Annotated in this window: 12 protein-coding genes and 1 pseudogene; 6 read left to right on the forward strand and 7 right to left on the reverse strand. The window is 71.1% G+C overall.

Translation table 11 applies throughout. From position 1 onward, the window contains the following. Positions 1-12: 12 nt before the first annotated feature. Positions 13-1,191, reverse strand: a complete 1,179-nt coding sequence (locus IE198_RS32305; RefSeq protein WP_444545431.1) for an MFS transporter — start codon at positions 1,189-1,191, stop codon at positions 13-15. A 4-nt stretch (positions 1,192-1,195) separates the two neighbouring features. Further along, the gene (locus IE198_RS32310; RefSeq protein ID WP_189893120.1) at positions 1,196-1,534 is read right to left on the reverse strand and encodes a hypothetical protein; all 339 of its coding nucleotides are present in this window, start codon (positions 1,532-1,534) and stop codon (positions 1,196-1,198) included. A gap of 259 nt (positions 1,535-1,793) precedes the next feature. Between IE198_RS32310 and IE198_RS32315 the strand changes: the two genes are divergently transcribed. Beyond that, positions 1,794-2,894, forward strand: coding sequence for a carboxylate-amine ligase (locus IE198_RS32315; RefSeq protein ID WP_189893122.1), 1,101 nt, complete (start codon positions 1,794-1,796; stop codon positions 2,892-2,894). A 45-nt stretch (positions 2,895-2,939) separates the two neighbouring features. On the opposite strand, the gene IE198_RS32320 is transcribed toward IE198_RS32315, so the two are convergent. Further along, positions 2,940-4,454 carry an MFS transporter gene (locus IE198_RS32320; protein ID WP_229834683.1) on the reverse strand — a complete coding sequence of 505 codons (1,515 nt, stop codon included), beginning with the start codon at positions 4,452-4,454 and terminating at the stop codon, positions 2,940-2,942. 430 nt (positions 4,455-4,884) lie between these two features. Here IE198_RS32320 and IE198_RS32325 point away from each other — a divergent pair, with 430 nt between their 5' ends. The 5 genes from IE198_RS32325 (at position 4,885) to IE198_RS32345 (ending at position 11,452) form a co-directional block, all read left to right on the forward strand. Continuing rightward, positions 4,885-5,748: a class II glutamine amidotransferase gene (locus IE198_RS32325; RefSeq protein WP_189893124.1), complete on the forward strand. Its 864-nt coding sequence runs from the start codon at positions 4,885-4,887 to the stop codon at positions 5,746-5,748. Between the two features lie 247 nt (positions 5,749-5,995). Beyond that, positions 5,996-6,166 carry a hydrophobic protein gene (locus IE198_RS32330; RefSeq protein ID WP_189893155.1) on the forward strand — a complete coding sequence of 57 codons (171 nt, stop codon included), beginning with the start codon at positions 5,996-5,998 and terminating at the stop codon, positions 6,164-6,166. Positions 6,167-6,850: 684 nt separating this feature from the next. Next, complete coding sequence (locus IE198_RS32335; protein ID WP_189893125.1) at positions 6,851-8,320, forward strand: aldehyde dehydrogenase family protein; 1,470 nt, start codon at positions 6,851-6,853, stop codon at positions 8,318-8,320. Then, a complete protein-coding gene (locus IE198_RS32340) occupies positions 8,317-9,855 on the forward strand; it encodes an APC family permease (protein WP_189893128.1) in 1,539 nt (512 codons plus the stop codon). Before IE198_RS32335 ends, IE198_RS32340 begins: the two co-directional genes overlap by 4 nt. 34 nt (positions 9,856-9,889) lie before the next feature. Then, positions 9,890-11,452: a GMC family oxidoreductase gene (locus IE198_RS32345; protein ID WP_189893132.1), complete on the forward strand. Its 1,563-nt coding sequence runs from the start codon at positions 9,890-9,892 to the stop codon at positions 11,450-11,452. Between the two features lie 29 nt (positions 11,453-11,481). Here the strand turns inward: IE198_RS32345 and IE198_RS32350 are convergent, their stop codons facing one another. The 4 genes and pseudogenes from IE198_RS32350 to IE198_RS32365 all read right to left on the reverse strand — a co-directional run bounded on the left by IE198_RS32350 (position 11,482) and on the right by IE198_RS32365 (position 14,451). Then, complete coding sequence (locus tag IE198_RS32350) at positions 11,482-11,970, reverse strand: flavin reductase family protein (protein WP_189893157.1); 489 nt, start codon at positions 11,968-11,970, stop codon at positions 11,482-11,484. A gap of 30 nt (positions 11,971-12,000) precedes the next feature. Then, positions 12,001-12,238, reverse strand: a pseudogene (locus IE198_RS32355) (substrate-binding domain-containing protein); the annotation flags it as partial. 29 nt (positions 12,239-12,267) lie between these two features. Beyond that, entirely contained in the window at positions 12,268-13,056 is a 789-nt protein-coding gene (locus IE198_RS32360) for an Fpg/Nei family DNA glycosylase (protein WP_189893160.1), read from the reverse strand. Positions 13,057-13,188: 132 nt separating this feature from the next. After that, positions 13,189-14,451 (reverse strand): D-alanyl-D-alanine carboxypeptidase family protein, encoded by a 1,263-nt coding sequence (locus tag IE198_RS32365; protein WP_189893138.1) that lies wholly within the window; start codon positions 14,449-14,451, stop codon positions 13,189-13,191. Positions 14,452-14,601: the final 150 nt, after the last annotated feature.

Here is a 14,601-nt window from a genome sequence, read left to right on the forward strand (position 1 = left end):
GAGGTATTGCGGTCACGTCGAGGCCGGCGGTCTGCGCGCGGCGTACGTGCCCGCACAGGCAGCCAGCAGCATCACGAAAGCCGTGAAGATCAGCCCGGCCGGGCGCAGCCCGAGCCATGTCGCCAGGGCGCCGACGCCGACCACCGGCAGCGAGATGCCCGCATAGGCGACGACGAAGAACGCCGAGATGGTGCCACCGCGGTGCGGCGCCGGGGCCGCTCCGCCGATCAGGGTGAGTGCGGCGCGGAAGGCCAGTCCCTGGCCACCGCCGCCGCACAGGGCGCCCAGGACGAGCAGCAGCATGGACTCGGAGATCAGCGACGAGGCCACCAGCAGCAGGCCCGCGACGAGGACGGCGCACCCCGCGGGCAGTGCTCGTCGCGCGCCCACCCTGCGGGTCAAGGACTGCCCGAGCGTCGACGCGAGGAAAACGCAGAAGACCACCGCGCCCGACACCGCGAGGTTGTCCACCCCGAGCGTCCTCGAGGTGAAGCTCGGCGCGACCGCCGTGAACAGCCCGAGCAGCGCGAAGCCGGCGAACGCGGCCAGCGAGGCGGGCGCGAACACACCCTTCACCTCGGGCGGCACCCTGACCCCCTGCGGCGCCAACGGGGGCCACCGCTTCGTCTCCGTCACGGTCTCGGGCAGGAACCAGGTGACCCCCGAGGCCACGGCGACCAGCCCGAGGTGGATCCAGAACGGCAGAGTCAGCGGCCAGGGTGTGTACTGCGCGACGATGCCGGACAGCAGGGGGCCGCAGCCCAGACCACCCATGTTCGCCGCGGTGGCGGCGAACCCGGCCCGCGCCTTCTGCCCGGGACCGGCCAGCTCGATGACGGCCGCCGTCGCCGCGCCGCTCAGCAGACCGGCCGCCCCGCCGGACAGCAGCCGCCCCGTGAAGAGCAGCGGCAGACCGTTCTGCAGGAGGAAGCACCCCGCGCTCGCGGCGGACAGGGCCATGGCGCACAGCAGGACAGGTCTGCGGCCGACCTCGTCCGAGTAGTTGCCCGCCACCAGCAGCACGGTGATGACCGCGACGGCGTACACGGCGAAGACGACGGTCACCATCAGCTCGGAGAACCCGATCTCTTCCTGATAGAGCCCGTACAACGGCGTGGGAAGGGTGGTCCCGGCCATCCCGACGGCGAACACGGCGGCAGCGGCCGGATAGCCCGGTCGCCGGCAACGGATCACGTCACACCCCGTCGTGCTCGGCGTCGGCCTCCCGGCGCCGTGGCTGGGCTTTGGTGTGGATGTACGGGTCCTGCCGGTGCGGGGCCGTGGCACGAGGTGTGGGCAGGGGCAGTTCGTACTGGACGGGGCGGCGGTGGTCGGCGATCTGGCGGTCGGCGTTGTGGACGCGGCTGAACTGCCCCGCCGCGGCGGCCTCCGGCGAGGCCTGGAGACGTGCTGCAACAGGCCGAGGGGGTCGTCGACGCGATCGTGCCCGGTGAGGGCGAGCCGGCGGGCGCGGGGCGGGGCCGCGCCCGTCCGCGTACATCGGAGCGCTCGGGTGGACGAGCATGACGAGCATGGGGACCCCCACCGGGTGAACGAGCAGGGCCGAAGCCGGCGCGACCTCGCCTGCGGGCCTCAGTCAGGAATACCGCACGGCTGCCGGGTCGCGGAGCCAGCGCGCCTCGGCGCGCGCTCCCGGCCCGCCATACGGGTGGGCGACGGTCGCTGATTCACTGCTGCGCCGGTGTGCGGCGAGCCGGCGGCCCGCGACGCCTTTCGGGCGACCGCCCTGTGTCCTGCACGGTTCCTGTGACCCGGCCCGTGAGACTGGCCTCATGGAACCGGTCACCCTAGGGGTGGAAGAGGAATATCTGCTGCTCGACCCGGAGACATGGGTGCCGGTATCGCTGGCGGAGCAGGTGCGCGCGGCCGCGGGCCTGGCACCGATCATCGGCGAGGGCGAACTGCACTCGGAGCTGCTGCAGGTGCAGGTGGAAGTGGCCACGCCCGTGTGCACCGACCTCGAGGAGGTCGGCGGGCACCTGCTGCGCATGCGGCACGCGGTCGGCGCCGCCGCCGAGGCCAACGGCTGCCGGCTCGCTGCCTGCGCGACGCCGCCGCTCAGGGGGGCCGTGTCGGCGCTGGTGACCGAGAAGCCCCGTTATCGCGCCATGCGTGTGCAGGCCCCGCAACTGGTGGCGGAGCAGTTGGTCAACGGGATGCACGTACATGTGGCGGTGCCGTCGCGCGAGATCGGGGTGGCTGTCCTGAACCGCATCCGCGGCTGGCTGCCCGTGCTGGTCGCCATGTCCGCGAATTCGCCGCTGTGGGACGGGCAGGACACCGGATTCGCCAGCTGGCGCACCGTGATCTACGGGCGCTGGCCGGTCAGCGGGCCGCCGCCGGCCTTCCGGGACCTCTACGACCACAGGGAGCGTATCGAAACGCTGCTGGCCAGCGGCATCATCTCCGACACCGGGCAGCTGTACTGGCAGGCCCGGCTGTCCGACCGCTTCCCGACCGTGGAAGTCCGCTGCCCCGACGTTCAGTTGCGTGCCGACGAAGCGGTCATGCTCGCCGGCATCGTACGCGCGCTGGTCACCGTCGCGATCCACGAGGCCCAAGCCGGTACGCCGGTGATCACCGGCCCTCCCGAGATCGTGCAGGCAGCGAACTGGCAGGCCGCCCGGCATGGACTGAACGGCCATCTGATCACCGCGACGGGGGAGCGGCGGAGCGCGGGCGACGTCGTCGCGCTGCTGATGGAGCACATCGCGCCCGCGTTGGAGGCCGCGGGCGACAGCCGGGAGGTGGTGGCGCTGGTGCACCGGCTGCTGCAGGACGGCACACCGGCCGACCGGCAGCGGCGGGCACTGGCGGAGGGCGGCGTGAAAGCGGTGACCGAGATGGTGGTCGCGGAGACCACGGCCCCTTGATCACGCCGAGAGGGTTGATCACGCCGAGACGGCCTCGGCCTCAGGTCACCGGCGACCGGACCGGGCGCACCGGTCGCGAGCCGCCGGCGTCGTCGTCGGGCGCAGCCTGCGCCCGACGACGTAATCGGCCAGCGAGATGACCAGAGCAGCCACGACGAAGGCGACCGACACGATCAGTCCGGCGTCGAAGGCGGAGGACCAGTCACCCGGACCGAGATTGGCGAAGAACACCGAACCGACGGCGGCGATGCCCACGGCGGAGCCGACCCGCTGCGCGGTCTGCAGCGTGCCGGCCGCGCTGCCAGCCGAACCCACCGGCACCTGGCCCAGGGTCAGCGTCTGATTGGGCGCGATCACCAGGCCGCCGCCCAGCCCGGCGAACAGCAGCGGGGCCGCCATGGCCCATCCGGCCCCCCGGCCGGGAACCAGCCCGACGGCGATCGCGGTTCCGGTGAGCCCCAGGGCGACCATCGTCAGACCGACGGTGATCAGGGGTCTGCCGAACCGGCTCACCAGCCGGCCACCCACGTTCGCGGCGACCCCCGAGCCGACTGCGAACGGCGTGATGGCGGCCCCGGCCAGCAGCGCGCTGTACTGGAGGCCGCTCTGCAGATAGAGCGTCGAGACGAAGAAGATCGACGTGAAACCGGCGAAGTAGAAGAGGATGAGCAGGCATCCGAGCCAGTAGCTGCGGACCCGGAACAGCGACAGGTCCAGTACGGGCTCCTCGCCGCGCTCCCGCCAACGGCGCTCCCAGCCCACGAAGCACGCGAGCAGCACCGCGGAGGGGACGAGCAGCAGCCACTTCCACGGCCCCTCCCACTGGTGCGTCTGGACGAACGGCAGGAGCAGTGTCAGTACTCCGGCCCCGAGCAGCACGACACCGACGGGGTCGAGCCGGCGCACGGTGATCCGGCCCGCCGAAGGGGTGTCGGGCAGGAGCCGCCTGGCCAGGACCAGGCAGACCGCACCGAGCGGGAGGTTCACGTAGAACACCCAGCGCCACCCCTCCTGTGCCCCGGCGAGCTGGATGATCAGTCCGCCGAGCAGGGGGCCGACGGCGGTGGAGACAGCGACGACGGTGCTGAAGACGCCGAAGGCGCGACCGCGTTCGTGGTCGGGGAACATCTGCTGGATCAGCGCCGAGATCTGGGGCGTGATCAGGCCTCCCGCGAATCCTTGCGCCACCCGGGCGACGACCAGCCAGGTGCCCGACTGGGCAGCACCGCAGGCGGCCGAGGCCAGGGTGAACAGGGCCAGCCCCAGCATGAACACCGCACGACGCCCGCGCGCGTCGCCGAGGCGCCCGCCCGGGACCAGCACGAGTCCGAAGGCCAGCGCGTACCCGGACAGCACCCATTGCAGGACGGACTCCTGCGCGTCGAGCCCTTCACGGATGGACGGCAGGGCCACATTCACGATCGAGACGTCCAGCAGTGTCATGAAACCCGCCATGAGACAGACGGCGAGTGCCTGCCACCGCTGCCGGCCGGAGAGGTCGCCTGCTGCGAGCGGTCGGACACCGCTCGGCGGGGTCCCGCCGGACGCATCCGATGTCACAAGACCACCTCATCTGCACCGTAGTCCGCGCGCGGTTCCATCGAGGCGCACCGACTTCTCCACCGCCACTGTGGCAGCTCCGGGGCCGACCGGCTCGCGAACGGCGCGAGGACACACCGACGGCCGGTGCGCAGTCCGGGCCGCGGCCGGACGAACGGCCGCGGCGCCGGGCCCCGCTGCAGCGGTCATGCGGCCCTGCCCGGACCGGGCGGCAGGCGGAAGACGGGCACGGCCGGTCCGCGAGATCGTCGCCCCGGCCCGCGGCCGGCCCTGGAGGGCCGGGCGGTGCATTGACAGTCAGGCTCATGGGCGGCCGGACACCCGCTTCGGTCCTGCGTGGCGATCAACCGGCAGGACAAGTGACCATGGAAGCGTCGGGCCGCACAGGCAGAGAGGCGCCGATTCCGGGGGCGGAGAGGAGAGGTCCCAGATGTGCCGATGGCTGGCCTACACGGGCACGTCCGTGCTCCTCGACTCCGTGCTCTACCGCCCCGCACACTCCCTCATCGACCAGAGCCTGCATGCCAGGATGGGGGTCGAGACGACCAACGGAGACGGGTTCGGCATCGGCTGGTACAGCCCCGGGATGGGCACCCCGGCCGTCGTGAGGGAAACGGGGCCCGCGTGGAACAACCGCAATCTCCGCGAGATCTCGGCGCACATCCGCTCCCACATGTTCTTCGCCCACATCCGGGCGTCGACCGGCTCTGCCATCCAGCAGACGAACTGCCACCCGTTCCGCCACGGGCGCTGGCTGTGGATGCACAACGGCGCGATCGCCGACTTCCACCGGCTGCGCCGGGACCTCTGCCTGGTCATCGACCCGTCCCTGTTCGCCGACATCGAGGGCTCGACCGACTCCGAGGTGATGTTCTACCTGGCGCTCACCTTCGGCCTGGACCAGGACCCGCTGACGGCCGTCGCCCGCATGGCGGGGCATGTGGAGACCCTGGGCCGCCGGCACGGCGTGGAGCATCCACTGCAGATGACCGTCGCGGTGACGGACGGGAAGGGGCTGTGGGCGTTCCGCTACTCCAGCGAGCGGCGCTCGCGGTCGCTCTACTACAGCGCCGAGGTCGACACTCTGCGCGAGCTGCACCCCGACCTGCAGTTCCTGGAGGGGCTGTCCGTCGAGACACGGCTCGTCGTGTCGGAGCCGCTCAGCGGGCTGCCGGGAGCCTGGAACGAGTTCCCCGAGAGCAGTTGCGGTCTCGTCGGGGCCGGCGACGACTTCGTCCAGGAGTTCGTCCCGCTGACGACGGACGGTGAACTGTCGCACCATCCGGTGCGTTGACCTCCGGCCCGGCTTCCACGGAACCGGTCGTCGTTCACCGGTTCGGCCTGCCCGCGCGCCGGCGCTGCCCACTCGCCCCCGTCCTCGCTTCCGCACGCTGCCCGGCCCGGGAACCTCACGGGGAGCGGCCGCCCGCCCCGCACGCCGACCGTCACCAAACCTCCCGGTGGGAGTTCCGGGGAAAGAGGCGACCGCGCACGAATGTCACTTACGGCACGGGGCATACGGAATTTCGGAGGCGATGAAGATGATTCCCCTGCTTCTGGTCCTATTGCTCGTGCTCATTCTCTTCGGGGCCGGTTTTGCCCTGGAGGCGCTCTGGTGGATCGCCGCCGTGATCCTCGTGCTGTGGCTGCTGGGATTCGTGATCCGGCCGGCCGCTTCGGGCGGGCGGCGAAGCCGCTGGTACCGCTGGTAGAAATTCCCGCGCCCGAAAAGGGGGCGGTGTGCACGCCGCCGTCGATGCAGTATCTCGCCGGCAGGTCGAGGCGCTCGAGAACTCCGGGGCGAGACGGTTGGGCCGGCTGGTCGCTCATACGCCGGGCAGTGCCTGCGCCAGGCCGCACTTGCCAAATTTCAGAAGGCCGGTGCGGCGGGCAGGCACGGCGTGGAGCGCCGCGGCCAACTTCCCTGCCGTTCCTCTCACAGCTCGCACGGATACGCCCCTTCCGCGGTCGGTGAGGCGCAGTTCCGGCTGGAGCACCACACCGACGACGACCCGCCCCTCATCGCATTGAGGTGTCGGTGGGCGTGGGCGTGCCGGGACGCCATCCGTAACTGGTTCAGCAGGACGGCTCTCAGCCGCCGACGTTGCGGAGTGCCGTGCGGCGGCGGCCGTGAGCCGACTCGGCTCACTCAGCAGCGGCCCTACCCACAGGGCGGCGGGAGTCTCGAGTCCCGGCGGGTTCTCGGTCGCGGGCAGTCCCCGGTGTGCAGCTCGAGTCGGCAGTACGCACGGTGCGCGTGCACGGTCGAGGTGCCAACCGTGATCGCGCGGAGGCAGCGGGCCGGTGCCCATGTCCGCCGCGCTGCGCGTTCCGGCCACCCCCGCTACTGTCGGTGATTGACTCATCGGACGCCCGTCCGATCCTTGGAGGTCGCCATGCCGGAGCTCTTCATCGGTGGCGTCTGGACCGCCGCTGCCGAGGGCGGAACGCGGGAGATCCGCTGCCCGGCCGACGGTTCGCTCGTCGCGACGGTCGACGAGGCCGGGCCGAAGGACGCCGCCGCGGCGATCGCCGCAGCACGCGAGGCCTACGACCACGGCCCTTGGCCCCGCACCCCGGCCGCCGAGCGCGGAGCCCTGCTCCTGCGCACGGCCGAGCTGCTGGAGCGCGACAAGGACGCCCTCGCCCGGGCCGAATCCCTCGACACGGGCAAGCGGCTCGTCGAGAGCGCCTACGACATGGACGACATCGCCAACTGCTTCCGGTACTTCGGCAACCTGGTCGCGGCGGGCGGCGGCGACCGTGTCGTCGACACGGGGGACCCGGGCGTCGACAGCAGAGTCGTCCACGAGCCGGTGGGTGTGTGCGCACTGATCACTCCCTGGAACTATCCACTGCTGCAGACCGCGTGGAAGGTGGCGCCCGCACTGGGCGCCGGGAACACGTTCGTGCTGAAACCCAGTGAACTGACCCCGCACACCGCCGTCATGCTGATGCGGCTGCTCACCGAGGCCGGTCTGCCCGAGGGAACTGCCAACCTGTTGCTCGGCGCGGGCCCCGCCGCCGGGGCTCCGCTCACCGAGGACCCGCGGGTCGATCTCGTCTCGTTCACCGGCGGCCTGGTCACCGGCCGGCGCATCATGGCGGCAGCCGCGCCGACGGTGAAGAAGGTGGCCCTGGAGCTGGGCGGCAAGAACCCCAACATCGTCTTCGCCGACGCGGACTTCGCAGCCGCCGTCGACCACGCCCTGATGGCGGTCTTCCTGCACTCGGGTCAGGTCTGCTCGGCCGGCGCACGGCTGCTGGTCCAGGACGAGCTGCACGACTCGTTCGTCGACGCGATCGTCGAGCAGACCCAGCGCATTCCACTCGGCGGCCCCTTCGACGAGAACGCCCGCACCGGGCCGCTGATCTCCGCCGCCCACCGCGACAAGATCGAGGCCTACGTGGCCGCGGGGCTGGCCGAGGGAGCCGTGCTGCGCTGCGGTGGACAGCGCCCGGAGCAGGCCGAACTCAAGGACGGCTTCTACTACCTGCCGACCGTCCTGGACGAATGCGACGCCAGGATGTCCGTCATCCGCGACGAATCCTTCGGTCCGGTATTGACCGTGGAGCGGTTCCACGACGAGGACGAGGCCGTGGCACTGGCCAACAGCACCGTCTACGGGCTGGCGGGCGCGGTGTGGACCGAGGACACCGACCGCGGGCACCGGGTCGCCTCGCGCGTCCGGGCCGGCACCATGTGGATCAACGACTTCCACCCTTACGTCCCCCAGGCCGAGTGGGGCGGCATGAAGCAGTCCGGCTTCGGCCGCGAACTGGGGCCCGCCGGGCTGGCTGAGTACCAGGAGGCCAAACACGTCTGGCGGAGACTCTCGCCCGCTCCGCAGAGGTGGTTCTCGTGACCACGAGGGCGGAGGGCCCCGGCGGACGCGAAACGGTGCACGGCGACGACTCGCTCGCCGAACTGGGATACCGGCCGGAACTGAAGCGCACACTCGGCAACTTCCACACCTTCGCCGCCGGGATCAGCTACATCTCGATCCTCACCGGCACGTTCCAGCTGTTCTACTTCGGCGTCAGCTTCGGCGGGCCGGCCTACTGGTGGTCCTGGCCCATGGTGTTCGCCGGCCAGCTCATGGTGGCGCTCTGCTTCTGCGAGCTGGCGGGCCGCTATCCCGTCGCCGGCTCGGTCTACAACTGGGCCAAGAAGATGGGCGGTCCGCACGTGGGCTGGCTCGGCGGCTGGATGATGACGACGGCCACCATGGTCACCCTGTCCGCCGTCGCGCTCGCCTACCAGATCACACTCCCGCAGATCGACGACTGGTTCCAGTTCGTCGGCGACGGCAGCAGGCCGGGTGACGCCGCTGCCAATGCGGTCCTGCTGGGCACGGTGCTGATCCTCTTCTCGACGGTGGTCAACGCGTTCGGCGTACAGCTGATGGCCCGGATCAACTCGGCCGGTGTTTTCATCGAGCTGATCGCGGCCGTCGCCCTGATCGTCTTCCTCGCGGCCCACATCACCCGCGGGCCGAGCAGCGTGCTCACCGAGACGTACGGGCTGGGAAGCGGCGGGAGCCTCGGCTACTTCGGTGCGTTCCTCACCGCGTCCTTGGCGTCGGCGTACGTGATGTACGGCTTCGACACCGCCTCCTCGCTCGGCGAGGAGTCCCATGACCCGGGGCGCAACGCCCCGCGGGCGATTCTGCGGGCACTGATCGCCTCCTTCCTGATCGGCGGGTTCATCCTGCTGTTCGCCCTGATGGCCGTGCCCGATCTGCATGCGAAGGAGCTGTCCACCGGCGGACTGCAGTACGTGGTGCTCGAGACGCTCGGCTCGACGATCGGCGAGATCTTCCTGTGGTGCGTCGTCGTCGCCATCACGGTGTGCGTACTGGCCGTCCACGCCGCCGGAATCCGGCTGATGTTCGCGATGGCCAGGGACAACAACCTGCCGGCCGGCTCGGCTCTCGCGAAGGTCAGCCCCCGGTTCCGGACGCCGGTGATTCCCGCGGTGCTGATCGGCGCCGTCGGCGTGATCATCCTTGTCATCAACGTCAACCAGCCGCAGATCTTCTCGGTGATCACCAGTATCGCGATCATCATGATCTACGTGGCGTACCTGATGGTGACGGGGCCGATGCTCGTCCAGCGGCTGCGTGGCAGGTGGCGGCCGCAGGAGGGCCGTTTCTCGCTCGGCCGGTTCGGTCTGCCCGTCAACATCCTTGCGGTGCTGTGGGGGGCGGCGATGTCGCTGAACCTGGCGTGGCCGAGGGCCGAGGTCTACAACGCGACGGGTCCGCAGCACTGGTATCTGCGCTGGGGGGCGTTCTTGTTCATCGGCATCGTGGCCGTCGGCGGCTTCGCCTACTACTGGTTCGTGCAACGGCACCGTACGGGCGTACTGGCGGAGCACCGGGCGGACACCGCCCCCTGACCCGGTACCGCCGGCCCCCGTGATGGGAGAGACCATGCCCGCACAGACATCGCCGCCCGTCTTCGACTACGTCGTCGTCGGCGGCGGCACCGCCGGGGCCGTCGTCGCGGCGCGGCTGACGGAGGACCCTGACGTCTCCGTCTGCGTGGTGGAGGCGGGTCCCTCGGACGTCGGCGACGACAACATCCTCAGGCTCGACCGCTGGATGGCGCTCCTGGAGTCCGGCTACGACTGGGACTACCTCGTCGAGCCCCAGGAGAACGGCAACAGCTTCATGCGCCACGCCCGGGCGAAAGTGCTGGGCGGCTGCTCGTCCCACAACTCCTGCATCGCCTTCTGGGCGCCGGCGGAGGACCTCGACGAGTGGGCCGCGCTGGGCTGCACCGGATGGAGCGCGGCCGACTGCTTCCCGCTCTACCGGCGGCTGGAGACGAACGACGCCCCCGGCGACCACCACGGCCGGTCCGGGCCGGTGCAGTTGCGTACCGTTCCTCCGAACGACCCATGCGGCAGAGCCCTGCTGCAGGCGTGCGCGGCGGCCGGGATCCCGACCACGCCCTTCAACATCGGCACCACGGTCGTCCGGGGTGCCCACTGGTTCCAGATCAACGCCCATGAGGACGGCACCCGTTCGTCGGCCTCCGTGTCGTACCTGCACCCGGTCATGGGCAAGCGGCCCAATCTGGAGGTCATGACCGGGTTGCAGGCCAGGCGGCTGCTGTTCGCCGAGGACGGGCGCTGCTCCGGTGTGGAGTTCCTGCTGCCCGACACGGTGCACACCGGTGCGGTCGCCGCCCGGCGCGAGGTGATCCTCTGCTGCGGGGCCATCGACTCGCCGAAGCTGCTCATGCTGTCGGGGATCGGTCCCGCCGCGCATCTGCGCGAGGTGGGCGTCGACGTCAGGGTCGATGCCCGTGGTGTCGGGTCCCATCTCCAGGACCACCCGGAGGGCGTGATCATGTGGGAGGCCCGACAGCCCATGGTCACCAGCTCCACCCAGTGGTGGGAGATCGGGATCTTCGCGGAGACCGAGCCGGGGCTGGACCGGCCGGACCTGATGTTCCACTACGGCCAGGTGCCCTTCGACCTGAACACCTACCGGCGCGGCTACCCCACCTCCGACAACGCCTTCTGCCTCACCCCCAACGTCACCCGGGCCCGTTCCGTCGGCACCGTGCGGCTGCGCACCCGCGACTTCCGGGACAAGCCGAAGGTCGACCCGCGCTACTTCACGCACGAGCACGACATCCGGGTGATGACCCACGGCCTGCGGCTGGCCCGCGAAATCGTCGCGCAGGCACCCATGGACGAATGGGCCGGTACGGAGCTCGCCCCCGGCGCCGCCGCCGTCAGTGACGAGGAGCTCTTCGCCTACATCCGCGAGACGCACAACACCGTCTACCACCCGGCGGGAACGGTGCGCATGGGCGCCGACAGCGACCCGGACTCCCCGCTCGACGCCCGGCTGCGGGTCAAGGGCGTCCGCGGTCTGCGGGTGGCCGACGCGTCGGTGATGCCGTTCCTCACCACCGTCAATCCCTGCATCACCACGATGATGATCGGCGAGAAGTGCGCCGACATGATCAAAGAGGGATGACGAAGGGCGGTCCCACCAGGGCGCCGCGGTCAGGGCGCCGGGTGGCCCGGGCGCAGATCGGTGACGTCGCCCAGGGTGAGCAGCGATCCGCGCGGCAGGGACTCGGCCGCAGCGTCGACCGGTGTCAGGCAGAACCCCACATGGTCCCCCCAGTCGGCATGCTCCTCGACCCGGCCGATGAACCAGGCGCAGGCGTCGTCGAGCACCGGAACGCCCTCACCCCTCGGCTCCCAGCGTGCCCGCGCGAACTTGTCGACCCGGTCGCCGGTCTCGCCACCGAACAGCCTGGCGAGCTCGTGCTGGTCGCTGCGGAGCAGATGCACGCCCAGGAACGGGGCCCGGCGCGCCACGCGGTACGTGCGGTTCACCTTGGACAGCCACACCACGAACCGCACCGGACTCAGCGACGATTGTGAGGCGAACCCGACGAGACAGCCGGCCCGTTGCCCGTGCGCAGCCGCCGTCACGACGTACACCGGCGGATCCAGCAGTCCGGTGAACCTGTCCACTGCCACCATGACGCGTCCTTCCGTACGAGGCCCGGGGCAGGCCGACTCCCGGCGCACCAACTCCGTCGGCAGTGACCATCGCGGGGTCCTCCCTGCCGATCCGGGCCAGGGGCATTCGTACCATTTCCTCGCTGATCAGGTCCCACGGCTGACGGATCGTGGTGGGCCGGGGGCGGGTCGACAGCGCGGCGGGCGAGTCGTCGAAGCCGCCGACGGGCACCTCCTCGGGTACCTTGCGCCCGGCACGGCTCAGTGCGTCGAGGACGCCCTGGGCCATCGGGAGCGGAGCCGGCCGCACGGCCGCGTTCACCGGCCCTCCGGCTGGCACCGGGGGCAGAACACCGTGCCGCGCCCGCCGACACGCTCATGCTTCAGCGGCCCGCCGCAGCGCGGGCACCTCGGGTCGGAGTCGTCACGGCGGCCGGTGAGCCAAGTCCTCCTCGGCGGAACGCGCCCGGCGCGTACCGACGAGCGCAGGGTCCGGCGCATCTCGGTGTGCAGCCGACGGCGCTCGTCCGCGTCCAGCCGGTCGGCCCGGCGCGTGGGATGCAGGCGGGCGCGCCACAGGATCTCGTCGGCCAGCAGATTGCCCAGCCCGGCGAGCACCGACTGGTCGGTCAGGGCGGGTTTGACGCGGCCGTGCCGGCGGGAGAGCAGCCTGTCGAACTCGGCCCGGTCCACCGACATCGCGTCCGGCCCCTGGTCGTGGAGGATCCGCGCGACGTCCGCGTCGGGGTCGTCGGCGAGCCACAGGCCGCGCAGCTTGCGCTGGTCGCGGTAGCGGAGTTGTCGGCGGCCGACGGTGAAGACGACGCGGTCGTGCGGATGCGGCGGGTCCGTCGCGCGACAGCAGACCAGCTGTCCGGTCATTCCGAAGTGCAGCAGTACGGTCGGCCCGTCCGTGCGGGCGAGCAGCCATTTCCCGTGCCGTTCCGGCTCCGTGAACCGACGCCCCTCCAGATCTCGGCGCAGCCGCTCCGGGCTCACCCCGTGCAGCACGCCCGTGTCGCCGACCTCGACCCGCTCGATCCGTTTGCCCTGCGCGCAGGAGGCCAGGACCTCCCGGAATCCCTCGACATCGGGCAGCTCGGGCACGACATCCTCCACCGATTCTCATCGCGGCCCGGTGGGGCAACGGGACGCGTCAGCAGCCGGGCTCGAGCCGCCCGAAGCGCAGCAACCCATGATCTCGACGAGGAACCGGTGAATATCAGAAGCGGCACCGCGTCACTCATGCCGCGAGCCTACGCTGCCGCCGGCCGGGTTCACGGCCGAGCCGGCCGCCCGGACCTCGGGAAATCGCGCCCTGCGGTGCCGCCGCAGGACGATGGCCGCCGCCACGCAGGACGCGCCCACGAAGGCTCCCACCCAGACGTATGCGATACCCGTCCCCGCATCCGGAGAGACGGCCGGCGGGGCGTGCGCCGGCGGCGTGGCGGCCCGCGTGACGGGCCCGGGCCCTGGCGCCGGAGCCTTCTGTACGTCGGGAGGCTCCAGCGACCCCACCGGCTCGATGTCATCCGCCGCCGCGAACCCCCAGTCCAGCAGCGACCGGGCCTCCTCGTACACCGCGTGCCCGCCTCCCGCCTGAGGGTTCATCACCGTCACCAGCAGGGTCCGGCCGTCACGGCGGGCGGCGGCGATCAGCGTGTTGCCGGCCTGGGAGGTGTAGCCGTTCTTGATGCCGATGATCCCCTGGTACTTCTCCACCCCGTCCGCGCCGGTGAGCAGCCGGTTGGTGTTCTGGATGCCGTACGTCCAGGTGGGGCTGCCGTCGTCGTCGGTGCCGCCGGGGAACTGCGCGTCGACGGTCGACGCGTACGACGTGAACCGGGGGTCCTCGAGTCCGGCCCGTCCGAACACCGCCAGGTCGTACGCGGAGGACACCTGGCCGGGTTCGTCGTAGCCGTCGGGTGAGACGACGTAGGTGTCGAAGGCGCCCAGCGCGCGGGCCTTGGCCTGCATCTGCTCGGCCGTTTCGGTCCAGCCTCCGTTCATCGAGGCCAGTACGTGCACGGCGTCGTTGCCGGAGCTGAGGAAGACGCCCCGCCACAGGTCCTCGACCGTGTAGGTGCGGCCGGCGGCGATGCCGACGCGGCTGCTTCCCTCGCCCACGGCCTCGAGTTCCTCCTCGGTGACCGTGTGCGGGGCGGCGTCCACCAGGTTCGGCAGCGCGGTGACGGCGAAGAGGGTCTTGATGGTGCTGGCGGGCGGAAGCCTGCGGTGTGCGTCATGGGCGGCGAGCACATCGCCGGTGTCGGCGTCGGAGACCAGCCACGACAGGGCGGAGACGTCTTCGGGGAGTTCGGGCGCGCCGTTGAGGGAACCGACATGCGTTCCCTCCTGCTGCAACAGCGACGCGTCGGCGGCGGTGGGAGGGGGTGTGGTGTCGGTCCGCGGTACGGCGGAGGCCGGCAGAAGTCCGAGGGCGCTCGCGGCGACGGCCGCCACGCAACAACAGGCCAACCGTGCAGTAAATCTGATGATCATTCGGCCAGCGTAGGAACGGGTGGGGGGACGCGCAGGTCCGCTGAGCCGACCGGTGGAAGCCGCAGCCGTCTCGGCGTCCTGCTCCCGTTATGTTTTCCGCGGTCCTGCAAGAGGGCCGCTGGCCTCCGGGCCCGGCATGACTTTTGCCCC

It is taken from the genome of Streptomyces xantholiticus (assembly GCF_014651015.1).
Classification (GTDB): Bacteria; Actinomycetota; Actinomycetes; order Streptomycetales; family Streptomycetaceae; genus Streptomyces; species Streptomyces xantholiticus.